General features: G+C 66.2%; 19 protein-coding genes. 5 read left to right on the top strand and 14 right to left on the bottom strand.

All coding sequences use genetic code 11. The features are described 5' to 3' along the window. Positions 1 to 177 precede the first annotated feature (177 nt). Together ACYCAX_RS07425 and ACYCAX_RS07420 are read left to right on the top strand one after the other, a co-directional pair. Positions 178 to 1,221: a TerC family protein gene (locus ACYCAX_RS07425; RefSeq protein ID WP_015477063.1), complete on the top strand. Its 1,044-nt coding sequence runs from the start codon at positions 178 to 180 to the stop codon at positions 1,219 to 1,221. Continuing rightward, complete coding sequence (locus ACYCAX_RS07420) at positions 1,187 to 1,384, top strand: hypothetical protein (protein WP_460247722.1); 198 nt, start codon at positions 1,187 to 1,189, stop codon at positions 1,382 to 1,384. The genes ACYCAX_RS07425 and ACYCAX_RS07420 overlap by 35 nt, the downstream gene beginning before the upstream one ends. Before the next feature lie 156 nt (positions 1,385 to 1,540). Here ACYCAX_RS07420 and ACYCAX_RS07415 read toward each other — a convergent pair whose 3' ends face one another. After that, complete coding sequence (locus ACYCAX_RS07415) at positions 1,541 to 2,770, bottom strand: acyl-CoA dehydrogenase (protein ID WP_015477061.1); 1,230 nt, start codon at positions 2,768 to 2,770, stop codon at positions 1,541 to 1,543. Positions 2,771 to 2,939: 169 nt separating this feature from the next. Here ACYCAX_RS07415 and ACYCAX_RS07410 point away from each other — a divergent pair, with 169 nt between their 5' ends. Continuing rightward, positions 2,940 to 3,872 (top strand): LysR family transcriptional regulator, encoded by a 933-nt coding sequence (locus ACYCAX_RS07410; protein ID WP_015477060.1) that lies wholly within the window; start codon positions 2,940 to 2,942, stop codon positions 3,870 to 3,872. Between the two features lie 236 nt (positions 3,873 to 4,108). Here ACYCAX_RS07410 and ACYCAX_RS07405 read toward each other — a convergent pair whose 3' ends face one another. From ACYCAX_RS07405 to ACYCAX_RS07380, 6 genes are all read right to left on the bottom strand, one after another. Then, on the bottom strand, positions 4,109 to 5,236 hold the full coding sequence (locus ACYCAX_RS07405) for an acyl-CoA dehydrogenase family protein (protein WP_015477059.1): 1,128 nt from the start codon (positions 5,234 to 5,236) through the stop codon (positions 4,109 to 4,111). Positions 5,237 to 5,246: 10 nt separating this feature from the next. Beyond that, positions 5,247 to 6,431: an acetyl-CoA C-acyltransferase gene (locus ACYCAX_RS07400; protein WP_460247721.1), complete on the bottom strand. Its 1,185-nt coding sequence runs from the start codon at positions 6,429 to 6,431 to the stop codon at positions 5,247 to 5,249. A gap of 16 nt (positions 6,432 to 6,447) precedes the next feature. Further along, entirely contained in the window at positions 6,448 to 7,218 is a 771-nt protein-coding gene (locus tag ACYCAX_RS07395) for a 3-hydroxyacyl-CoA dehydrogenase (RefSeq protein WP_015477057.1), read from the bottom strand. Between the two features lie 18 nt (positions 7,219 to 7,236). After that, entirely contained in the window at positions 7,237 to 8,901 is a 1,665-nt protein-coding gene (locus ACYCAX_RS07390) for an acyl-CoA synthetase (protein WP_460247720.1), read from the bottom strand. A gap of 303 nt (positions 8,902 to 9,204) precedes the next feature. Then, complete coding sequence (locus ACYCAX_RS07385) at positions 9,205 to 10,224, bottom strand: AraC family transcriptional regulator (protein WP_460247719.1); 1,020 nt, start codon at positions 10,222 to 10,224, stop codon at positions 9,205 to 9,207. A 39-nt stretch (positions 10,225 to 10,263) separates the two neighbouring features. Then, on the bottom strand, positions 10,264 to 11,943 hold the full coding sequence (locus ACYCAX_RS07380) for an AMP-binding protein (RefSeq protein WP_460247718.1): 1,680 nt from the start codon (positions 11,941 to 11,943) through the stop codon (positions 10,264 to 10,266). Positions 11,944 to 12,462: 519 nt separating this feature from the next. Between ACYCAX_RS07380 and pbpG the strand changes: the two genes are divergently transcribed. Beyond that, positions 12,463 to 13,395 (top strand): D-alanyl-D-alanine endopeptidase, encoded by a 933-nt coding sequence (gene pbpG, locus ACYCAX_RS07375; RefSeq protein WP_015477053.1) that lies wholly within the window; start codon positions 12,463 to 12,465, stop codon positions 13,393 to 13,395. A 268-nt stretch (positions 13,396 to 13,663) separates the two neighbouring features. Here pbpG and ACYCAX_RS07370 read toward each other — a convergent pair whose 3' ends face one another. Genes ACYCAX_RS07370 through ACYCAX_RS07355 form a run of 4 tightly spaced genes read right to left on the bottom strand, consistent with a single transcriptional unit; the run spans position 13,664 to position 19,524 of the window. Further along, positions 13,664 to 14,707, bottom strand: coding sequence for an efflux RND transporter periplasmic adaptor subunit (locus ACYCAX_RS07370; RefSeq protein WP_460247717.1), 1,044 nt, complete (start codon positions 14,705 to 14,707; stop codon positions 13,664 to 13,666). 7 nt (positions 14,708 to 14,714) lie between these two features. Continuing rightward, on the bottom strand, positions 14,715 to 16,793 hold the full coding sequence (locus tag ACYCAX_RS07365) for a TolC family protein (RefSeq protein WP_460247716.1): 2,079 nt from the start codon (positions 16,791 to 16,793) through the stop codon (positions 14,715 to 14,717). Between the two features lie 4 nt (positions 16,794 to 16,797). Further along, positions 16,798 to 18,126, bottom strand: coding sequence for a glycosyltransferase family 2 protein (locus tag ACYCAX_RS07360; RefSeq protein WP_460247715.1), 1,329 nt, complete (start codon positions 18,124 to 18,126; stop codon positions 16,798 to 16,800). 3 nt (positions 18,127 to 18,129) lie between these two features. Then, positions 18,130 to 19,524, bottom strand: a complete 1,395-nt coding sequence (locus ACYCAX_RS07355; protein WP_460247714.1) for a TackOD1 domain-containing metal-binding protein — start codon at positions 19,522 to 19,524, stop codon at positions 18,130 to 18,132. 367 nt (positions 19,525 to 19,891) lie between these two features. Here ACYCAX_RS07355 and ACYCAX_RS07350 point away from each other — a divergent pair, with 367 nt between their 5' ends. Next, on the top strand, positions 19,892 to 20,044 hold the full coding sequence (locus tag ACYCAX_RS07350; RefSeq protein WP_330217874.1) for a PSPA7_2676 family Cys-rich small protein: 153 nt from the start codon (positions 19,892 to 19,894) through the stop codon (positions 20,042 to 20,044). A 65-nt stretch (positions 20,045 to 20,109) separates the two neighbouring features. On the opposite strand, the gene peaD is transcribed toward ACYCAX_RS07350, so the two are convergent. From peaD to peaB, 3 genes are read right to left on the bottom strand one after another with little or no spacing between them, the layout of a single operon-like run. Continuing rightward, positions 20,110 to 21,231 (bottom strand): quinohemoprotein amine dehydrogenase subunit beta, encoded by a 1,122-nt coding sequence (gene peaD / locus ACYCAX_RS07345; RefSeq protein WP_015477048.1) that lies wholly within the window; start codon positions 21,229 to 21,231, stop codon positions 20,110 to 20,112. Between the two features lie 44 nt (positions 21,232 to 21,275). After that, positions 21,276 to 21,599 carry a quinohemoprotein amine dehydrogenase subunit gamma gene (qhpC, locus tag ACYCAX_RS07340; protein ID WP_015477047.1) on the bottom strand — a complete coding sequence of 108 codons (324 nt, stop codon included), beginning with the start codon at positions 21,597 to 21,599 and terminating at the stop codon, positions 21,276 to 21,278. A 1-nt stretch (position 21,600) separates the two neighbouring features. After that, positions 21,601 to 23,031 (bottom strand): quinohemoprotein amine dehydrogenase maturation protein, encoded by a 1,431-nt coding sequence (gene peaB / locus ACYCAX_RS07335; protein WP_460247713.1) that lies wholly within the window; start codon positions 23,029 to 23,031, stop codon positions 21,601 to 21,603. Positions 23,032 to 23,033 lie beyond the last annotated feature (2 nt).

Here is a 23,033-nt window from a genome sequence, read left to right as displayed (position 1 = left end):
AAACTTCTGCTGGACAGACATGCACCTTTCGCCATGAATGTAGGAACTTGTTACGTTACCCCGTTTGCCTGGATGGCCTGCTCTGCTATGTTCCCGCCTGTGACGCCGGGCCCCTCTGACGGTTGCCAACCGCCATGTCGGAGTCACTTTCGACAACGACACTAAGGGAGGGGCCACATGACAGCTCTGCACGCCTTCTTGACCGAACCATTCCTCGGAACCGCCATCTGGTTCTGGCTGGCCTTCCTGGCCATCGTGATTCTCCTGCTGGTACTCGACCTGGGCGTTCTGCAACGCGATCACCATGAGATCGGCGTGCGCGAGAGCCTGATGCTGTCCGCCGGCTACTTCGCCTGCGGCCTGGCCTTCGGCGGCTGGGTCTGGTACGAGTTCGGCGCCACCAGCGCGGTGGAGTACTACACCGGTTTCCTCGTCGAACAGTCGCTGTCCATGGACAACGTGTTCGTCATGGCAATGATTTTCGGCTTCTTCGGCATCCCCCGCCGCTACCAGCACCAGGTGCTGTTCTGGGGCATCCTCGGCGCCATCGTCATGCGCGCGCTGATGATCGGCCTGGGCGCCGCGCTGGTGAAGGAGTTCGAGTGGATCATGTACGTGTTCGGCGCCTTCCTGCTGTTCAGCGGCGTGAAGATGCTGTTCAGCAAGCATGACGACGAGCCGGACCTGGCGAACAACCCGGTGCTCAAGTTCCTGCGCAAGCGCATCCGCATGACCGACACCATCCACGAGCACCACTTCTTCGTGAAGATGCCGGATGCCTCGGGCAAGCTGGTGCGCTACGCCACCCCGCTGTTCCTGGCGCTGGTCCTGATCGAGCTGGCCGACCTGGTGTTCGCCGTGGACAGCGTGCCGGCGATCTTCGCCATCACCCAGGACCCGTTCATCGTCTACACCTCGAACATCTTCGCCATCCTCGGCCTGCGCGCCCTGTACTTCTCGCTGGCGGCGATGATCCACCGCTTCGTCTACCTGAAGTACGCCCTGGCGCTGGTGCTGGTGTTCATCGGCACGAAGATTTTCCTGCACGGCTTCATCGGCAAGGTTCCCGCCGCCCTGTCGCTTGGCGTAACCTTCGGCCTGCTCGCCGGTGGCATCCTGCTGTCGTTGATCAAGACCCGCCGCACCCGCGAGGAGCCGCTGGAAATCGTGAGTCAGGAGACCGTGCATGCAAGCACTGGAGGTGAGGATCGAAACCGTTGAGTTTCGCGGCCGGGCCTATTGGCAGGTCCGCCTCGGCCGCCGCGCGCTACGCTTTCCTCACGAGGCTGCGGCGCGCGCCTTTGTTGCGCAACTGCACACACGGCGGGCATGGTGGTTGGCGCAGATGGAGGTGGATGGGCCCGAGCGTACTCCAGAGCAGTGAATGTACTTGTAGGAGCGAGCTTGCTCGCGAACCCGCCCAACCTCGACCTCATCGGTGAGCATTGTTCGCGAGCAAGCTCGCTCCTACGAAAAGCGCTATGGGACACAGGCATGAGAAAGGCCCGCATGGCGGGCCTTTTTCGTTTCGGCGTGGGGATCAGCGGCTGCTGCGCAGCATGTCCTTGGGCACGTACTTGCCGATCTCGTACTTGCCGATGGCCGCGCGGTGCACTTCGTCCGGGCCGTCGGCCAGGCGCAGGGTGCGCTGCATGGCGTAGAAGTACGCCAGCGGGGTGTCGTTGGAGACACCGGCGCCGCCGTGCATCTGGATGGCGCGGTCGATCACCTGCAGGGCGACATTGGGCGCCACGACCTTGATCTGGGCGATCTCGCTCTGGGCGATCTTGTTGCCGGCGGTGTCCATCATGTACGCGGCATTGAGGGTCAGCAGGCGCGCCTGGTTGATCTCGATGCGTGAGTTGGCGATGAGGTCGATGTTGCCGCCCAGGCGCGCCAGCGGCTTGCCGAAGGCGGTGCGGCTGACGGAGCGCTTGCACATCAGTTCCAGCGCGCGCTCGGCCATGCCGATGGAGCGCATGCAGTGGTGGATACGGCCTGGGCCGAGGCGGCCCTGGGCGATCTCGAAGCCGCGGCCTTCGCCGAGCAGCACGTTCTCGTAGGGCACGCGGACGTTCTCGAAGAGCACTTCGGCGTGGCCGTGCGGGGCGTCGTCGTAGCCGAACACCGGCAGCGGACGGAGGATCTTCACGCCGGGGGCGTCGGTGGGTACCAGGATCATCGAGTGCTGCTGGTGACGCGGCGCGTCGGGGTTGGTCAGGCCCATGAAGATCATGATCTTGCAGCGCGGGTCGCAGGCGCCGGAGGTCCACCACTTGCGGCCGTTGATGACCCACTCGTCACCGTCGCGCACCGCATTGGCTTCCATGTTGGTGGCGTCGGACGAGGCCACGCCCGGCTCGGTCATGGCGAAGGCAGAGCGGATCTCGCCACGCAGCAGCGGCTCCAGCCAGGTGCGCTTGTGCTCTTCGCTACCGTAGCGCACCAGTACTTCCATGTTGCCGGTGTCCGGCGCGGAGCAGTTGAACGGCTCGGAGCCGATCAGCGAACGGCCCATGATCTCGGCCAGCGGTGCGTACTCCATGTTGGTCAGGCCGGCGCCCAGTTCGGATTCGGGCAGGAACAGGTTCCACAGGCCCTCGGCCTTGGCCCGGGCCTTGAGCTCTTCCATGATCGCAGTGGGTTGCCAGCGATCGCCCTGGGCCACTTGCTCGTCGAACACCTTCTCGGCGGGATAGACATAGGCTTCCATGAACGCGGTGACGCGCTCACGCAGGTCCTGAACCTTGGCGGAATAAGCGAAATCCATAGGTGGCTACCTTCTGGCGGCGGGTTGTTTGTCGTGGTGATGATGCTAGAACAGCGAGGAGGATTTACCCAGCCTATTATCCTAATCAATGAACATTCATAACCCATATGGACCTGTGCGTCGGTTCGGGTATGATCGAGCGCAGAACAACTACAAGCGGAGCCCTGGAATGAACCTCAGCAAGGTCGATCTGAACCTGTTCATCGTCTTCGATGCGATCTATACCGAAGCCAACCTGACGCGTGCCGGACAGATCGTCGGCATCACCCAGCCCGCCGTCTCCAATGCCCTGGCCCGTCTGCGTGAAACCTTCAACGACCCGCTGTTCGTGCGCACCGCCCAGGGCATGGTGCCCACGCCGATGGCGCAGAACATCATCGGGCCGGTACGCAATGCGCTACAGCTGCTGCGTGTCTCGGTGCAGGAGAGCCGCACCTTCACGCCCACCCAGGCGAACAAGACCTACCGCATCAGCATGACCGACCTCACCGAGGCCATCGTCCTGCCGCCGCTGTTCCAGCGCCTGCGCCGCCAGGCGCCGAACGTGCACATCGAGAGTTTCCTCTCCAAGCGTCGCGAAACCACCAAGGAACTGGCCGCCGGCCGCCTGGACTTCGCCGTGGACGCGCCGCTGAACACCGACCCGCAGGTACGCCACGTCAAGCTGATGGAGGACCGCTATGTCTGTGCCATGCGCCAGGGCCACCCGCTGGCCAAGGACAAGGTGACGCTGGAGGAATACCTGTCGGTGGCGCATATCCAGATTTCCAGCCGCCGCAGCGGCCTGGGCTATGTGGACCTGTCGCTGGGCAAGATGGGCCTGCAGCGCAAGATCGCCCTGCGCTCGCAGCACTACCTGATGGCTTCGACCGTGGTGCAGCAGACCGACATGGTGGTCACCGTGCCCGAGCGCTTCGCCCGCCACCACGGTCTGCATTTCGTCGACCTGCCGGTGAACGACGTGCCCAGGCTGGAAACCCACCTGTACTGGCACGAAAGCACCGACCAGGACCCGGCCAACCGCTGGATGCGCGAGCAGATCATCGAGTTGTGCCAGCAGGTGACGGCGCGGGAAGCGCGTGAGGCGGCGGAGCGCGCCTGACAATGGGAGCGGTGCCTGTTGATTGATGGGTATCGCTTCGCTCCACGCCATCCTACGTTGGTGTGCCGGAGCCAACCTTGTAGGAGCGAGCTTGCTCGCGAACCGCGCAACCAGGAAATCCCCAGCGAGCATTGTTCGCGAGCAAGCTCGCTCCTACAGAAAAACAAGCCACCCGCAGACCCCGCCCTGCCGAAGTGCCTGTCCAACGAACAGGCCGGGGTCTGCCGGCGAACCCTTCAAAGACTCCGCGCGATCACCAGTCGCTGCACGTCGCTGGTGCCCTCGTAGATCTGGCACACGCGCACGTCGCGGTAGATGCGCTCCACCGGGTAGTCCTGCAGATAGCCATAACCGCCGAGGGTCTGGATCGCCGCGGAGCACACGCGCTCGGCCATTTCCGAGGCGAACAGCTTGGCCATCGAGGCTTCGGTCAGGCACGGCAGGCCGGCTTCGCGCAGGCTGGCGGCGTGGTGGACCATCTGCCGGGCCACGGCGATCTCGGTGGCCATGTCGCTGAGGCGGAAGGCCACGGCCTGGTGCTGGATGATCGGTTTGCCGAAGGTCTCGCGCTCATGGGCATAGTCGCGTGCGTACTCGAACGCCGCGCGGGCCATGCCGACGGCCTGGGAGGCGATGCCGATGCGCCCGCCCTCCAGATTCGCCAGGGCGATGGCGTAACCCTGCCCCTCCTCGCCCAGTCGGTAACTGACGGGGATGCGCACGTCGTCGAAGGCGATCTGGCAGGTATCGGACGCATGCTGGCCAAGCTTGTCCTCGACGCGCACCACGCGGTAGCCGGGCGTGTCGGTGGGCACGATGAAGGCGCTGATGCCCTTCTTGCCCGCCGCCGCATCGGTCACCGCGAAGACGATCACCACGCCGGCGTGGCTGCCCGAGGTGATGAACTGCTTGCTGCCGTTCAGCACGTAGTGATCGCCGTCGCGACGCGCGCGGGTCTTGAGGAAGCTGGCGTCGGAGCCGGCCTGAGGCTCGGTCAGGGCGAAGGCGCCGATCATCTCGCCGCGTGCCAGGGGCATCAGGAACCGGCGCCTCTGCTCATCGTTGCCGAACTTGGCGATGGGCATGCAGCCCACCGAGTTGTGCACGCTCATGATGGTGGAGCAGGCGCCGTCGCCGGCGGCGATCTCTTCCAGGGCCATCGCGTAGGCCAGGTGGCCGGTCTGCGCGCCGCCCCACTCTTCCGCCACCAGCATGCCGAGAAAGCCGAGGTCGGCCATTTCCTTCAGTGCTTGCGCGGGGAAGCGGTGCTCGCGGTCCCACTCGGCGGCGAAGGGCTTCAGCCGCTCCTGGGCGAACTGGCGGGCAACGTCGCGGATCTGGATGTCTTCTTCAGTGGGAATCATGTCTCGCTCCTTACGCCAGGCGTTCGACCGCGATGGCCGTGGCTTCGCCGCCGCCGATGCACACCGAGGCTATGCCGCGCTTGAGGTCGTACTGCTTGAGCACCGACAGCAGGGTCACGATGATCCGCGCACCGGAGGCGCCAATCGGGTGGCCGAGGGCGCAGGCGCCGCCGTGGACGTTGATCTTGTCGTGAGGGATGTCCAGCTCGCGCATGGCGGCCATGGCGACCACGGCGAAGGCTTCGTTGACCTCGAACAGATCGACCTCGCCCAGTGCCCAGCCCGTGCGTTGCAGCAGGCGGTTCACCGCGCCCACCGGGGCAGTCGGGAACAGGTTCGGTGCATCGGCGAAGGAGGCGTGGCCACGGATGGCGGCCAGTGGCGTCAACCCTCGCTTCTCGGCCTCGGACAGGCGCATCAGCACCAGCGCGGCGGCGCCGTCGGAGATGGAGCTGGCATTGGCCGCCGTCACCGTGCCGCCTTCGCGGAACGCCGGCTTCAGGGTGGGGATCTTGTCCGGCCTGGCTTTCGGCGGCTGCTCGTCCTGGCTGACTTCGCGGGTTTCCTTGCCAGCCTTGACCGACAGGGCAACGATCTCGTCGGCGAAGCGGCCTTCGTTCATGGCCTTCTGCGCGCGGGTCAGCGAGGCGATCGCGTAGTCGTCCTGCTGCTGGCGGGTGAAGCCGTAGTTCTCCGCGCAATCCTCGGCGAAGGTGCCCATCAGGCGACCCTTGTCGTAGGCATCCTCGAGGCCGTCGAGGAACATGTGGTCGAACACCTTGCCGTGGCCCATGCGGTAGCCGCTGCGGGCGCGCTCCAGCAGGTACGGCGCGTTGGACATGCTCTCCATCCCGCCGGCCAGGGCCACGCGGGCGCTGCCGGCGAGCAGAGCGTCGTGGACCATCATCGCGGCCTTCATGCCCGAGCCGCACATCTTGTTCACCGTGGAGCACGGCGTGCCGCGCGCCAGCCCCGCACCCAGTACTGCCTGGCGCGCCGGAGCCTGGCCCTGGCCGGCGGAGAGCACGCAGCCGAGCACGGCTTCGTCCACCTCTTCCGTGCCCAGGCGGGCGCGTTCGACGGCGGCGCGGATGGCGGCCGCGCCGAGGGTGGCGGCATTGACGTCTTTGAAGTCGCCGAGGAAGCCGCCCATCGGGGTGCGGACGGCGCTGACGATGACGATGGGATCGTTCATAACCCGGTTCTCCTGTTTATTTCGCGGCCATGCGGATGGCGCCGTCGAGGCGGATCACCTCGCCGTTGAGCATGCTGTTCTCGACGATGTGGCGGACCAGCGAGGCGTATTCGTCCGGGCGGCCCAGGCGCGGCGGGAACGGCACGCTGGCGCCGAGGGAGTCGCGGACTTCCTGGGGCATGCCGGCCATCATCGGCGTCTCGAAGATGCCGGGGGCGATGGTCATCACGCGGATGCCCGAGCGCGCCAGTTCGCGGGCGATGGGCAGGGTCATGCCGACCACGCCGCTCTTGGAGGCGGAGTACGCGGCCTGGCCGATCTGCCCGTCGAAGGCGGCCACCGAAGCGGTGTTGATGATGATGCCGCGCTCGCCGCCGGCGTCCGGCTCGTTCCGCGCCATCGCTTCGGCAGCCAAGCGCAGCATGTTGAAGGTGCCGATCAGGTTGATGCCGATGGCGCGGGTGAAGCTCTCCAGGCCATGCACGCCATTGCGGCCGATGACCTTCTCCGCCGGCGCCACGCCCGCGCAATTGGCCAGGCCGTGCAGCGCGCCGAAGGCGTCCAGCGCGAGTTGCACGGCGGCCTTGCCGTCGGCCTCGCTGCACACGTCGGTACGGATGAAGCGCGCATTCGCCCCGCCCAGCTCGGCGGCCTGGGCCGCGCCGGCTTCGGCATTGACGTCGGCCAGCACCACCTTGGCGCCAGCGCTCACCAGCAGCTTCGCGGTGGCCGCGCCGAGGCCGGAACCGCCGCCGGTGATGAGGAATACCTTGTTCTGGATCTGCATGAAGTCTCTCCGCTGTACTTAGTGAGCCGCCGCTTTCTCGGCCGCTTCGCGTTGCTTGGCGATCTCCTGGTTGCGCAGGAGGAAGCGCTGGATCTTGCCGCTGGGGGTCTTGGGCAGCTCGTCGACGAACTCCACCTCCCGCGGGTAGCTGTGCGCCGACAGTCGCTTGCGCACGTACTGTTGTAGTTCCTCGGCCAGCTCCGTGCTGGGCCGGAAGGACGAACAGAGCACCACGAAGGCCTTGACCAGCTCGGTGCGCTCCGGGTCCGGCTTGCCGATCACCGCCGCCTCGATCACCGCCGGGTGCTCGATCAGCGCGCTTTCCACGTCGAACGGACCGACGCGGTAGCCGGAGGTGGTGATCAGGTCATCGGCGCGGCCGACGAAGCTGATGCTGCCGTCCGGATTCAGTTCCACGGTGTCGCCGCTCAGGTAGTAGTCACCGACGAAGGCCTTGGTTTCCATGCCCTGGTAGCCGGCGAACCACATCAGCGGCGACTGGCGGCGGTCCATCGCCAGCACGCCGGGTTGGCCGGCGGGCAGCTCGTTGCCCTGCTCGTCCAGTACCACCACGCGGTGGCCGGGAATGGAGAAACCGGCGGCGCCCACATGCACCGGGTGTTCCAGCGCATGGTGATTCGCCAGGACCATGCCCAGTTCGGTCTGGCCGTAGTGGTCGTGGATGGTCACGCCCAGCTCGCCGGCGAACCAGCGGATCACTTCCGGAGTCAGCGGCTCACCGGCGCTGCTCACCGCACGCAGACAGCCCTTGAGCGGTCTGGACACCGCATCGCCAGCGGCGATCAGCAACCGGTAGGCGGTCGGCGAGCCGGCCAGGTTGGTGATGCCGTACTTGCGCACGATGCGACAGGTGCTCTCCACCGTGAACGCGCCTTCGTAGAAAGTGATCGGGTGTCCCATCGCCAGCGGCCCGGTAACACCGTAGTAGAGACCATAGGCCCAGCCCGGGTCGGCGAGGTTCCAGAACGAGTCCTCCTCGCGCAGCCCCACCGCATCGCGCATGTAGCCGACGAAGGCGACGATGGCCTTCAACGGCACGGCGAGCGGCTTGGCCAGCCCGGTGGTGCCGGAGGTGAACATCAGCAGGAAGGGATCTTCGCCGCTGCGCAGCACCGGTTCGAAGTCCGGCGAGTGGCGCTCCAGTTCGGCCCAGAAGCTGTAGTCGCCGTGACGGATGCCCTGCCCCTTCGGTCCGCCGACCGTTACTTGCGTGGGAGCGTCCGGCACTTCATCGAGCTTGCCGCGATTGGCGCCGTCGGTCACCACCACCTTGCTGCCGGCCAGCTTGACCCGGTGCTCGATGGCTTTCGGCCCGAAGGCGGTGAACAGCGGCTGGTAGACCGCGCCCAGGCGCCAGGCGCCGAGCACGGTGATCAGCAGTTCCGGGGTGCGCGGCAGCATACCGGAGATGCAATCGCCAGGGCGCACGCCGAGGCTGTGCAGGAAGCTGGCGAAACGGCCGGAAAGCTCCTTGAGCTGGGTGAAGGTATAGGAGGCGCTGTCGCCGTCCTTGCCCTCCCAGAACAGCGCGACACGACCGGGGATGGCATGGCGGTCGCAGCATTCGACGCAGGCGTTGAGGGCGTCGAGGTTGCCGGCCAGGGTGGCATCGGCGGTGGCGCGGTGGTCGAACTCGAGCGTGGCGGCGGTATGGGAACGCATCGCAGGACTCCTAGGTTGTTCTTGTGTGGAGTCCCTTGATGTTCCCGCCGCAGAGCAGCACGGGCAATGTCGAAAGGCATCAATCTGGATGAGCGGATTGGACAGCTCTCGTTGCCTGGCGGATGGCCTTTCGCAGGAGCGGGCTTCGCCCGCGATGAGCCTCGCAGCCGGAGGATCGTGGACGGAGTCCGCTCCTATGGATACATCCGGCGCCTGGACGCCGAACCGATCCATCACCCCCTGCTGATGATTGACCAACGGGTTCAACGATTGGCTCACCTGCGCCGACTCCGGCGCGTGGCCTCACTCCGGCTCCGAACGCATCAGCGCGCGGTACTGCCCCGGCGTCGAGCCGGTCCACTTGCGGAAGGCCTTGTAGAAGGCGCTGGTATCGGCGAAGCCCAGTTCCTCGGCGAGGTCGGCGAAGTTGCCATCGCCGCTGTCCAGCCGGGCGATGGCGAGGTCGCGGCGCAACTGGTCCTTGAGCGCCTGGTAGGACTGCCCCTCGGCGGCGAGCTTGCGGCGCAGGGTCGAAGGCGCCATGTAGAAGTGCCCGGCCAGCGCGTCGAGGTCCGGCCAGCGTTCGAACTTCAGGCTGCGCAGGTAGGCCTTGGTGCGCGCGGCGAGGCTCTGCGGGTCGCGGTAGCGCACCAGGATATTGGCCGGCGCGCCACTGAGGAAACGCCGCAGCTCGCGCTCGTCGCGGCGCACCGGCAGGTCCAGGACCTCGGCATTGAACAGCAGGCGCGACTGGCGGCGGGCGAAGTTGAGGTTTTCGCTGAACATCACCCGGTAGTCGGCGATGAAATCCGGCGGCGGACAGCGCAACTCGATGGCGAGGATCGGGATGCGCCGGCCCACCAGCCAGCAGGCCAGGCCGTGCAGCATCAGCCACAGGGTGAAGTAGCAGAACGCGCGCGGCGCCGGGCCGACGGGCTCATCGAGGCTGATCGCGGCCAGGCCGTCCTGGCGGGTCAGGCGCGGGCTGAAGTCGTCGAAGACCAGCCCGATGAAGCGCAGCGCGGCGTTCAGCGCCGCCTCCAGGGTCGGCTCGCGGATCGCCGCGGCGGCCATGAAGTTGAAGCTGCCCGACTTCATGCGCCGGGCGTTCATGCCGAAGAACTCGTCGTCCATCTCCCGCGCCAGGCGCCGCCAGAGCCGCGCGTAGAGCTGGCTGGAAACCCGCGCATAGGGCTTGCCGAACAGTTCGGCGGAAACGCCGGCGGCGGCCAGCAGGGGAGCCTCGTCGCCGCCGCGACGACGAAACTCGGCCAGCGCCTCGCTGACCAGGCGAATGGAGATGGTGCCCTTCTCTACGCCCATGCCGCCTCGCGGTCATGGGCGCAAGAGCCGACGGAACGCTCAGCCACGCTTGCCGCACACCTCTTCGATGCTGATCTCGCGCATGCGGAACTTCTGGATCTTGCCGGTCACCGTCATCGGGAACTCGTCGCAGAAGCGGAAATGGCGCGGCACCTTGAAGTGAGCGATGGCGTTCTTGCAGAAGGCGCGCAGTTCCTCCTCCTCGACGCTATGGCCGGGGTGGAACTTGACCCAGGCCACCAGTTCCTCGCCGTACTTGTCGTCGGGGATGCCGATCACCTGGGCATCGGCCACCGCGTGGTGGGTGTAGAGGAATTCCTCGATCTCGCGCGGATAGATGTTCTCGCCGCCGCGAATGATCATGTCCTTGCTGCGCCCGACGATGCGCACGTTGCCCGCCTCGTCCATTTCCGCCAGGTCGCCGGTGAGCATCCAGCGCGCCGGGCTGATCGCTTCGGCGGTCGCCTGCGGGTTGTTCCAGTAGCCGAGCATCACGCTGTAGCCGCGGGTGCACAGCTCGCCGATGGTGCCGCGCGGGACGACGCGGCCGTCGGCGTCGATGATCTTGCTTTCCAGGTGCGGCTGGGTGCGGCCGACGGTGGTGACGCGGGTTTCCAGGTCGTCTTCCGGGCCGGTCTGCAGCGACACCGGGCTGGTCTCGGTCATGCCGTAGGCGATCTGCACCTCGGCCATGTTCATCTCGTCGATGACCCGGCGCATCACTTCGATCGGGCAGGTGGCGCCGGCCATGATGCCGGTGCGCAGGCTCGACAGGTCGAAGTCGCGGCGGTTGGGGTGGTCCAGCTCGGCGATGAACATGGTGGGCACGCCGTACAGCGCGGTGGCCTTCTCTTCCGCCACCGCCGCCAGGGTCGCCTCGGGTTCGAAGCTGGGCGCGGGGTAGATCATGGTGGAGCCGTGGGTCAGGCAGCCGAGGTTGCCCATCACCATGCCGAAGCAGTGGTACAGCGGTACCGGGATCACCAGGCGGTCGTGCTCGGTGAGGCCGAGGCTGTCGCCGACCATCAGGCCGTTGTTGAGGATGTTGTAGTGGCTGAGCGTGGCGCCCTTGGGGAAGCCGGTGGTGCCGGAGGTGTACTGGATGTTGATCGGCTCGTCGAACTGCAGCAGCGCCTGGCGCTCGGCGAGCTCGGTAGCGGAGATCGCGGCGCCCAGCGGCGCCAGTTGGCTCCAGCGCAGGAAACCGGCGGGAGCCTGCTCGGACAGGCTGATCACCCCGCGCAGCTCCGGCAGGCGCTCGCTGGAGAGTTCGCCCGGACGGCCCTGCCCCAGCTCGGGCAGCAGGTCGGCGAGCATGCCGTGGTAATCGGAGGTCTTGAACGCATCGGCGCACACCAGCCAACGGCAGCCGGACTGCTTGAGCGCGTATTCCAGTTCGTTCACCCGGTAGGCCGGGTTGATGTTGACCAGCACGGCGCCGACCTTGGCGCTGGCGAACTGGGTGACGCACCACTGCGCGCAGTTGGGCGCCCAGATGCCCAGGCGGTCGCCGGGGCGCAGGCCCAGGGCGAGGAAGGCACGGGCGATGCCATCGACCACCTCGGCCAGCTCGGCCCAGGTGTAGCGCAGGTTCTGGTGACGCACGACCAGGGCCTCGCGCTGCGGGAAGCGTTCGACCGTGGCATCGAAGGCGTCGCCCACGGTCATGGCCAGCAGGGGTTTGTCCTGGCGGCCGCGGGTGTAACTCAGGTGGTTCATGGCTTTCCCTTGTTGTGCTTGTTCTGGGATCAACGCCGAACGTTCGACTACGGCAGCGACGTCAGGCGCCCGTGGCCGGGCCGACTGACAGGCACCGACCGCTCTGACTGGCCGGTCGTGGGCTGCGCACCATGTTTACGTTAACGTAAAGGTAAACGCAACCCCAAGGCGTCGCCTCGATGCCAGGCAGGCGATCCATAGATGGGAGAATAGCCAGTCACAAAGCATGCCATCAGATGAAAAACCCATAGCTGGCAAGGGTTTGACACGTTTTTCAACTACCGGGGCGTATTCTGCGCCGGTTGCATTTCGCAACAGCGGGAGCACCGCCCGCCCCTGCGCGGACACGGCCCACCCGTGGACCTGCCCGACTGTCGAGAGCGCTGTCTCAAGGCGTCGCAAAGTGATACAGCCCATGCGCGCACCGCCGCGTGCGCTGGATCGGGGCATGAATTAGAATCCTGCGAAATTACCTACACGGACGTAGAACTTTTCCACTCACGCCTGCGAATCACATTCATGACTAGTCGTCGTTCGATACTGAGCCTGCTGTTTGCCTGCGCCGCTGTTGTCTGTACATCGAACTCCCTCGCCGCCACGCCCGCCAAGGCGACGCAGCCCAATCAACTGGTCCTGGCTTCCGGCAGCGCGCTGGTGGTCGACCTGCAGACCAACAAGGTCATCTACTCCAGCAACCCCGGCCTGGTCGTGCCCATCGCGTCGGTGACCAAGCTGATGACCGCGATGGTGACGCTGGACGCCAAGCTGCCGATGAACGAGATGATCACCGTCGACATCTCCGAAACCGCCGAAATGAAGGGCGTGTTCTCCCGCGTGCACCTGGGCAGCCAGATCAGCCGCGAGAAGATGCTGCTGCTGGCGCTGATGTCCTCCGAGAACCGCGCCGCCGCCAGCCTCGCCCACCACTATCCGGGCGGCTCCAAGGCTTTCGTCGCGGCGATGAACGCCAAGGCCAGGTCCCTGGGCATGAACCACACCCACTACGTGGAACCCACCGGCCTGTCGATCCACAACACCTCCAACGCCCAGGACCTGATCCGCCTGGCCAAGGCCGCCTACACCTACCCGCAGATCCGCCGGATGAGCACCACGGCGACCAGCGACGCGCGCTTCAGCAAGCCCGGCTACTCGCTGAGCTTCTTCAACACCAACCCGCTGGTGCGCAATGGCAAGTGGGATATCCGCCTGACCAAGACCGGCTTCACCAACGACGCCGGCCACTGCCTGGTGATGGTCACCATGATGAACGGCCGCCCGGTCGCCCTGGCCCTGCTGGACGCCTTTGGCAAACGCACCCACGTGGCCGACGCCAGCCGCATCCGCCGCTGGGTGGAAACCGGCAAGGCCTCGCCGGTGCCCGCCGTCGCCCTGCAATACAAGGCCCAGCGCAGCCAGGCCCGCGCGGCCAACGTCGCCGCCACGACCGAGTAGCGCCCTTCGGCTGGCGGAGCCTGCTCCGCCAGCCGCCGTTCGCTAACCACCAGCAAACCCCTGGGGATTCCGGCGCCCGCCTGACCTGTAGGAGCGAGCTTGCTCGCGAACCTGCAAGGCACGAAGTCAAGCGGTTCGCGAGCAAGCCCGCGCCTTACGAAGAGCCACGCAGCGCGCATAAAAAGCCCCGGCGCAAGGCCAGGGCAAGCTTTTCGCCACTCACGCATCCGGTTATTCCACCGGCAGCGCGGGCGGCGTCCGGCAGGCATTACTCCTGAACGGCCCAGCGGTCGAGCCAGCTCCAGCGATGCGGGAAGCGCGCCTTCAGGCCCAGGCGGTCGACGCGCCAGAACGCCGGCCACTCCTCGCCCTTGACCCGTGCCAGCAGGCGCAGGTTGCGATTCGGCGCGCTGAAGGCCTCGCGCAGTTCCACCGGCACCGGGGCCGCGTCCTCCACCATGCGCACCACCTCCGCCTGCAACCATTTGCCGTCCGGCAGGCGCACGCGGAATGGCTGGCCGGGCGATGCATATTCGGCAAAGCGCGGATCGAGGTAAATCCAGATTTCGGCATCGCCCAGGCGCTGCAGGCGCATCAGCAGGGTGCCGGGACCGACGTTCTCGCCCTCGCCCACCATCACTTCGCTGATGACCCCGGAGTCGCTGGCCTTGAGCTCCAGCCCTTGCAGGCGCGACTGCAGCCAGTCGCTTTCCAGCCGGCGCTGGCGGTCCAGGGTGTCGTCCCCCGGCTGCGACTCGCGCCGGTCGAACTCCACCAGGTCGCGCTGGCGACGGTCACGCTCGTCCCGGGCCTGTTGCACTTCGCCGCGGGTCGCCGCGCCGGCGGCGAGCAAGCCGCGCAGTTGCTGCAGGCGGCTGTCCGCACTGTTGAGCAGGCGCACCAGCGGCTCGCGCTCACGTTCGCTGAGGGTCCGCCGACCCTGCGCCGCTGGCGTTGCCTTCGAGGGATCGGCCAGCAGGGCCAGGCGGGCACGCCATTCGGGGTTGTCCATCTGCATCAGCAACTGGCCGGCCGAAACCTTGTCGCCGGGTCGAACCAGTATCTTCGCCACCTGCCCGGCCTCCCGTGCGCGCAGCTCGCTGGACGGCAGATGCAACTGCGCGGGGGCTTCGATCAGCCAGAGGCCGAGCATTTCGCGCCCCACCAGGAACAGCAGCGGGCTGGTCACCACGAAAAGGATCAGATACCAGCGCAGCTTGAACGCCATGCGCTTGCCCGGCGCGTAAAGCACCTTGAGGCCCTGGTCCTGGGTGGGCTGTTGTTCCTTGGGGCTGGAAAATCGAATCTTCATGGGATGCTCAATGCGGGTAATGGGACCAGTCCTGCCAGTCGATGCCGGACACGCCGGCCGACTGCAGAGGCTTACGCCAGCGCTCCACCTGCTGCCGCAGCTGGGTGCTCGACGCTCCGGCCCAGGATTCCTCGGCCGGCAATTGCGGCTCGACGCTCTGCGCCAGTCGGAAACGCAGCGCCGGCCAACGACGGGCAATGGATTGCGCAAGTTCCGCGCTGCGTTCGGGGTTGCGGGTGTAGATCATCAGGCTGACCTGCCGCACGCCGCGCTGCGGCAAGGCGCAGGGCACGCAGGTGCCACTGGCGGGCTCGGCGAACCAGCGCGGATGGCTGGACAGCTCCAGCGGCCAGTAATCGAGCCGGGCGACCGCGCCGAGGGTATCCAGCCAGTCCCGCAGGCGGCTGTCGGGCACCGGCCAGCCGAGCTGCTCGACCTCAAGGTCCAGGTGCACGGCGTCGAAGCGCACCTCGCGAAGCTGACCGAGCAGCGCCAGCAGGCCCTTGCGCCCATCGGCCGACAGCCACGCCGGGTCGCCCAGCAGCAGCACGACCTGCATGCCCTGGGCGCGGGCATCGGCCAGGGTACCCTGGAGCTGCTTGCGCAGGGTCGGGATATCCGCCACCTGGTTGGCATCGAGCCCCACATACAGGCGCTGCATGCCGGCGCTGCGCAGGGCCTTCAGTTCGGCGCGGCGGGTCCCGGGCTGCAACAGGGCCCGGCTCTTCCACAGGTAGACGCCCTGGTTCCACGCCGACTCGCGGGCCGGGGCGTTGCCCTGGGCGCCTGCCGGCGACTGCCAGCTCAGGTTCTGTACGCCGAGCAACGGGCTCAGCGCCTGGTCATCGTCGACGAACATGCGCAAGGACGCTTCGCGCAACCAGGCGGCATGCCACGCGGCGATCAGGCGCATACCGTTGTCGTAGCGCTCCAGCTCCACCGCCTGCTCCTCGCCCAGCGAACCCTCGACCGAACGCGCAGAGCGCAGGCGCTGCTCGCGCTGGGCCACCGACGACACGGCGAGTTGCTCGCGCTCGCGCTCCAGGTCCTCCACGGCCTGCCGCTGGCCCTGCAGGGTCTTGCCCAGGTCCTGCAGCAACTGCTGGCGCTCGGCATTCAGCCTGGCCAGGGCCGCCTCGTGGCGCGCCTCCCCTTCCCGCCCGCGGGCCTGGCCGTAGGACATCAGATCGAACGGCGTGGAGAAGTTGAGGCTGGCAACCAGGCCATTGCCGGTACTGGTCGCTCCGCTGCGATCCTCGAAGCTTTGTCCAACGCTGAAGCTGGAATCGATGCTGTCGTACCAGGGCGACTTGCGGTTCTGCTCGGCCTGGCGCAGTTCATCCCGGCGCTCCTGCAGGCGCGGATGGCCTTCCAGCGCCTGGCGCCAGCGGGCCAGGGGCTGCACCTGCGCCGCCAGCGCTTCCGCCCGAGCCTGCTGAGCGGGGGTGATTTCCAGGCCGGAGAGTGACGCCAGGCTTTCACGGGTGTCGTCCATCAACCGCGCACTCGACTCACAACGCCGCTGCAAGGTCTGCCAGCGGCCGTCCAGCAAGCGCGCCTGGGACGGCAGCAGCCAACCCTGGCGCTCGCGCAGGGCCAGGCGCTCGCGGGCGCTGGCCGCATCGGGCAACAGTGTCCGGCACCAGCGATTTTCCTCTTCCGCACGCCACCAGTCGGCGTAGGCGCTGCGCAGCGCCAGTCGCTGCTCGGCCTTCTGCAGCAGGCGGCGGGACTGCTGCCTCTGCTGCTCCAGTTCGACGGCGGAAACCGCCTGCACCTGGCGCCGCAGGCTGCCCAGCAAGGGGTGGCGCAAGCCCAGCGCGAGGCTGCGCCCGTAGTAGGTGTCGATCAGGTCTTCGGTCACCAGCTCGCGGTAGTGCCCGGCACTGCCCGAGCCGAACCACTGCCAGCCCGCCTCGGCCTCGCGCTGCTCCTTGAGCGCGTCCAGGGCCCGCAGGTCGGCGGCATTGGCTTGCAGCACGGCGCTGTCGTCGGCGCTGTCGAGCACCCGCGACAATGGCAGCACATCGGCCTGGGACAGGCCGGCAGCCAGCAGCAGGGAGCCCAGAAGCAGGGAACGCATCATCGAATCAGAACCTCTTTGCCTTACGCAGCACCCACCAGGGCGCCATGCTGGTTTCTTCATGGCCGCGGCGCAGGGCCTCGTTGAGCATGGCCACCGCGCTCCACAGGCGCATGACCAGCATGAACAGGGGGAAGACGAAGACCACCGGGAACAGCTTCAGGTCCTGGCGTGGACGTTCGGAAACCAGCACCAGCATGGTCAGGTACAAGAGCAGGGTCATGCCCAGGTAGACCAGGTAGATGAGCAGCACCAGGGCGAGGACGCGCGGCAGCGGCACGACCAGTGGGCCGATCACGCAGTAGCCGAAGATGATGAACGGCAGCACCAGTTGGAAGAAGAAGCCGGTGACCAGCGTCATCAGGAAATTGGGCCAGCCCAGCAGGCGCGGGTTGAAGCTGTGGCGATGCTTGCGGATGTACAGGAAGTACAAGTCGCCATCCCAGCGCAGCCGCTGCTGGAGGAACTGCAGGAACTTCACCGGCGCATCGGTGTGGCCGATGGCGCCGGGTTCGAAAGGGATGCGCAGGGGCTGGCGGCCGAAGTAGTTCTTGATCCGCAGGGTGATGTCCAGATCTTCGGCCGTATGGGTGTCCCAGCCACCGATCTTGTCGAGGAAGCTGCGGCGGAACGCACCGAAGGCCCCGGACACGTTGTTCACCAGGTTCCATTCGCTGAGGCCGATCTTGGCCATGTGGATCGACAGCTGGTACTCCAGCGCCTGCATCGCCGTGGTCAGCGAAGCCCAGACATTGCGCACGCGCAGGCTACCCGCCACCGCCGGCACGTCCGGGTCGGCGAAATGACGAACCATGCGGCTGACCATGTCGTTGTCGAAGGAGGTGTCGCCGTCCAGCGCCATGATCACCTCGCCGGTGCAATGCGCGAGACCGGCGTTGAGCGACGACACCCGGCCGCCGCGCTGCCATTTGGCGATGGGCCGCAGCAGACGACGGGGGTGCAGCACCGGGTCGACGCGGAAATCCCGCACCGCCTGCATGGTGGGCTGGTTGACCGCCGCGCCATCGACCACCGGGATCATCTCGATGTAGCCCGGATAGGTCTGCTCGCACAGGCTCAGCAGGGTCTTCTGCACATCCAGGCCTTCGCTGTAGCAGGTGATGATGCACGACACCCGCGGGCGGTAGCCGTTGTCCCTGGGCAGCTCAAACGGCTTGCGCATGAACCAGCGCAACACGCCGACCAGCACCATCAGGTTGAGCGGCACTTCCAGCAGCAGGAAGGCCGGCAGCAGCATGAAGACGGCACGGAAGAACCCGTCAGTCCGGGCAAACTCTCCGATCAGCAGCAGCCATTGTTCGACGAATCCTTCCATGCTTCACCCAAGTTGTCCGCCCAGCCGGGCCAGCAGCAAGGCGGCATCTTCCTGCTCCAACTGGTCGTCCGGCGCGGTGAAGCCCGCCAGGCGGATCTCGATGCGCGTCGCCTTCTCCAGGGTCAAGTGCTCGGCGCCCGTGGCCAGGCGCTGGCGTACCACTTCCAGGCCGGCGGCATCGGTGTGAGGCATGAGCACCCAGAGCACTTCCTCGCTCATGCGCGAGCAGCGGTCCGTCTCGCGCACGGCTTCCTGCAGGCGCTCCACCAGGCCGTCCACCAGGGCATGGCCACGCATCTCGCCCAGCTCGGCGAGGGTTTCCAGCAGGTTGACGAAGCGCAGCCCGAGCAGGGAGAACGGCGGATTGCGGTGGCGCGTGGTCAGTTGCAACTGCCAGGTGAGCAGGTCGAGGAAGGCCTGGCGCGGCAACAGGCTGAGGCTGCCGAAGCGCTCCATGTTCGCCGAGGTAGCGGCGAAGCCCTCGCGGCAGCGCAGGCGCCCGGCCTCGGCAATGCGGAAGTGGCGTACCTCGCGCACCCGCAACTTGTCGGGCTCATGGTTCTGCCCGCAGTCCAGGCAACGCGCCTGCACGGCGGCGTCGACGAAGAATGCCTGGCAACTGCGGCAGCGGTAGTTCTCCAGCGGACGGTCGTAGTCGCTGCCGATGTGGCGCAGTCGGGTCAGGCAGTTCGGGCAAATCAGCAAGCCGTCCTTGAGGAAGTGCTCCTGGGGCCCGACGTGGCCGCAGGTGAAGCAGTGCAACGACGGCTGGCGGCCGATGTCCAGGGCCTGGCATTCCGGGCAGACATCCACGTAGTTCAGGCGCCCCGAGCCGCAGCCGGTACACAGGCGCAGGCGATCCAGCAGCTCGCCCTCCTCCAGCCAGCCGTGCTGCCCCATCAGTTGCAGCCAGGAAAACGGATTGATCTCCTCGCTGTCGCTCAGGGCCTCGAGAATCGGGTAGCGGTAATGCTGGGGCACGGCGGTATCGCGCACGGCATGCACGTCGCCGCGCGAGCGCAGCCAGAGCCAAGCCAGCACGCGCTCTTCGAAGCGTGCCGGCGCCTGCCCCTGGTTGAACAGGCTGAAGCGTTCACGCCACAGGCGCCAGAGCGGCGTGATGATGCCCAGATCGGCCGGCGGTGGACCATCGCCCAACGCCACGCACCAGGAGTCAAGATCCTGACAGCAATAGATCAGGGAGAAACGATAGCGCGGGTCCTGGCGCAGGTGACGGAGCATCTGCCCGGCCTGGATGCCGGGTAGATCGAGGAGCAGCACATCGTAGGTCGCTGCCGACTGCAGACCGGCCAGATCAGCGAAATGCTCCAGTTCAGTGCTGCGGTAGCGGGAGGAAGCGGTGCCGACAACGGCGGCCAGGGGTGACGCGGTATTCATAAAGATCTCTGCGAGTGGCCCTTAACCTGAGAGTCAATCATAGCAACAGCGCATCAGAAACCCGTCGTTAATTTGTCACCTCAATTGCATTTCGATGACCTATGTCATTTTATTGACTTCCATTGGTCGGTTACACCCAGCGCTCCCTGCACGCTGCCGACCAATACGGCAGGCCTTTCGAGGCATCACGCTGGCGCTGTCCGGCACCGGCGATGTGCCGCAAACGGTGGCGGACAGGAGCCATCCAGCACTTTAGATTGTCCATTCTAGACGACCGGCGCGAGGCTGCTGCCTGTCTCCGCACAAGAACAAGCCAGGAGCGTCACCTGCACTTTCTGTCTGCCTGGAGCGATCCGGAGGAGGACACATGCGATTGCGCTGCTTTTTCCTGGGATGTGTTTGGGATGAAGGGATTCTGACCGAAGTCGGCCGCGTGCCGATGCTCTGCCAGCGCTGCGCGCGCTGCGGCGCACAGCGGTACCTGGCAATCAAGAACGAGAGTCCAGAGCCGGAAATCTGAGGCGGAAACGAAACTGCCCCGGAGCACGCCAATGCTCCGGGGCAGTCCGGTCAATCAAACAGCTTTCAGTTGGCCACGAACGCCTGGCTGGTGGTGATCGCCATGTCGCCGCCGGGCAGCTTCAGATCGCCGATGCGCTCGAGGCTGTCGGCGTCGAAGATCGCCACGTCGTTCAGGGTGCCGGTCAGGTACAGCTTGTTGCCGGCCTTGTTGGTCGACAGGCAGTAGTAGGAGTGGTCCAGGTTCGCCGCCTTGACCAGCTTCTGCTCCTTGATGTCGTACTTGGCCAGGCGGTTCAGCACGCCGTAGACGATGTTGCGGTCCTTGGCCGAGCGGATGCCGCTGAAGTACACCTCGGTGACCGGGCCGAAGTCGACGGTCTCGGTCTTGCCGGTGGCCAGGTCGATGTTGAAGAAACCATACAGGTAGTCGGCAGTGGCCGGGTCCTGCTTGGCATCCTTGAACTTCGCCGTGGTGTAGAGCAGCGAGAAGTCGCGCGGATAGGTCTGCTGGTTCCACACGTAGAGCACGTCCGGCGGCGCGTAGTTGGGGCGCTGCCAGTGACGGCTGGGGATCACCACGTCGAACTTGCCGGTCTTCACGTCCACCTTGTAGATGTCCGGGCCAGCCACGTAGAGGGTGCCGTCGTCGCCGCTCTGCATGATGGTCAGCTGGCGCGGCGCCGGGAAGGTGCGCACCGGCTTGGCATTCATGCCGTCGGCCACCGAGTAGACCTGCAGGCGCGGCTGCTGCACCTCGTAGTGCTCGGCGAGGATCAGCGTCGGGTTGGCGACGGCGTAGATCTCCTTGCCGTCATGGCTGACGGTCATGGAGAACATCGAGCGCGCGTTCTCGCCCGGCTTCTGCGCGATGGTGGCGTGGAACACCGGTTTGCAGTCATCGAGCTGGATGCCGTAGATGTCCGCGTAGTGGTTGCTGAGGATGTAGGCGACCTTGCGGTCCGGCGACAGCTGGGTCATGCCCGGGCCGTACGCGCCGGGGATGGTGCAGGTCTTGAACAGCTTGTCGGTCTGCATGTCGATGACGTGCAGGTTGTTCGGGTAGTTGGTGCTGATCAGGTACTCGTGGCCACTTTCCAGCGCCTTGCTCTCGTCTGCGGCGACGGCTTGCAGCGCGCAGGCCAGCGAGAGGCCACCGAGCGCGGCGGCGAATGCTTTTCTGGACATGCAGGTTTTCCTCTTGTTCTTCTGTCCCATATGTTTCAGGGCGATCATTTGTCGTCCGGGAAGACGGTGCCGAGGTTGCGCCAGTTCTCGGCCGAGGCCTGCGCATCCTTGTTCCAGTCGGGGTAGGTGCTCATCATGTCCGGCACCTGGGCCGGCCACCAGCAAGGGTCGGAGCAGCCGTAGAGGTCCGCTTCCATCGGCTGGCAGAGCGAGGACACGCCGCCGAACACGTCGACTTCCCAGCCCGGGTCGGTGGTCGCCGCGCAGCCGGCCACGGAGTTCATCGCCACCACGTCCTCGATGCGATCCTCGGCGGCGGCCTGTTCGAGCTTCTGTGCTTTGGTGTTGATCGCTTTCAGATGTTTCATGTCAGTGCGCCTTCCGCGGAGTGATGTGGCGGTCGATGAAGCTGGGGTTGGAAGCCATGATCCGGCTGTAGACCTCGATGCCGAAGTCGACCCAGTCCCTCATCAGTTCGCAGTAGTGGTAGGTGGGGTGCGCCGGGTCGCCGTAGCGCGCGTAGCTCTCGTGGTAGCAGCCGCCGGAGCAGAGGTTGCGGATGTGGCAGCTGGCGCAGCCGGTGTCGGTGCGGTCCAGGCGCTGCGAGAGGAACTCGTTCAGCTCGGCCTGCTTCACCCCTTCATGCACGTTGCCGAAGGTCGGCAGCGAAGAACCGGTGAAGCGGTGGCACAGGTTCAGCTCGCCCTTGTGGTCCACCGCTAGCATCTTCAGGCCGGCGCCGCACGGCAGGGCCTTCTTCTGCCCTTCGTGGATGTCGGTGATCAGCTGGTGCAGGTTGGAGAAGCCGATGTTGCGCCCTTCCAGCGCCTCGTCCAGGTAACGGCGACCGAGGGTCTTCATGCCGGCGAAGACAGCCTTCAGCTCATCGGTGGTGAGGTTGTAGCTGCTGATGTCGCCCGAGGTGACCGGGGCGAAACCGACTTCGGCGAAGCCCATCTCGTTGAACAGGTGATTCCAGATGGTCTCGACGTCGGTGACGCCGGTGGTCAGGGTCACCCGCGCGCCGACCGGCCGCGCGGTGTAGCGCGACAGCAGCATGTCGGCCTTGCGCCGCACCACGTCATAGGTGCCCTGCCCGCCCACGGTGATGCGGTTGCGGTCGTGCACCGTCTTCGGCCCGTCGATGCTGATGGACAGCCCGAAGCGATGGGCGTTGAGCCAGTCGACGATTTCCTCGGTGAGCAGCGTGGCGTTGGTGGTCATGACGAAGTCCACGGTCTTGCCCAGCTCGCCGAAACGGCGCTCGCAGTACGCGACCATGTGCTCGATCAGCGGGCGGTTGGACAGCGGTTCGCCGCCGAAGAACACCACGGTGTAGCGCTGCTCGTCGGGGGATTCCTGGATCAGCATTTCCACCGAAGCCTCGGCGGTTTCCGCGCCCATCTTCTTGCCGGCGGAGGGCTTGTCCAGGTCTTCCTTGTAGCAGTAGGTGCAGCTGAGGTTGCAGCCGGTATTGACGTTCAGCACCACGGTATTGAGCGCGGTGCGATCGACTTTCTTGATGCCGATTTCAGGGGTCAGCGGCGAGCCGTCGCTGACCAGCTCCAGCGCGATCAGCTCGCGCAGGGTCTCGTCGATCTCCTCGGCGGCGAAGCGCCCGGCCAGGCGCTGGGTCAGTTCGTCCGGCGAGCAGGCCTGCCCGCGCAGCGCGTCGATGATCCCGCCGGTCAGCTCGTCGCTGGCGAACAGCGAGGAGCTGGGGATGTGGAACAACAGGCGGTCGGCGTCGACCTGCACTTCATGCAGGTTGCGTTCGACCAGATTCAAGATGGCGCCCATGG

The sequence above is a fragment of the Pseudomonas sp. MT3 genome (assembly GCF_054720805.1).
This window is presented reverse-complemented; position numbering and strand designations above follow the sequence as displayed.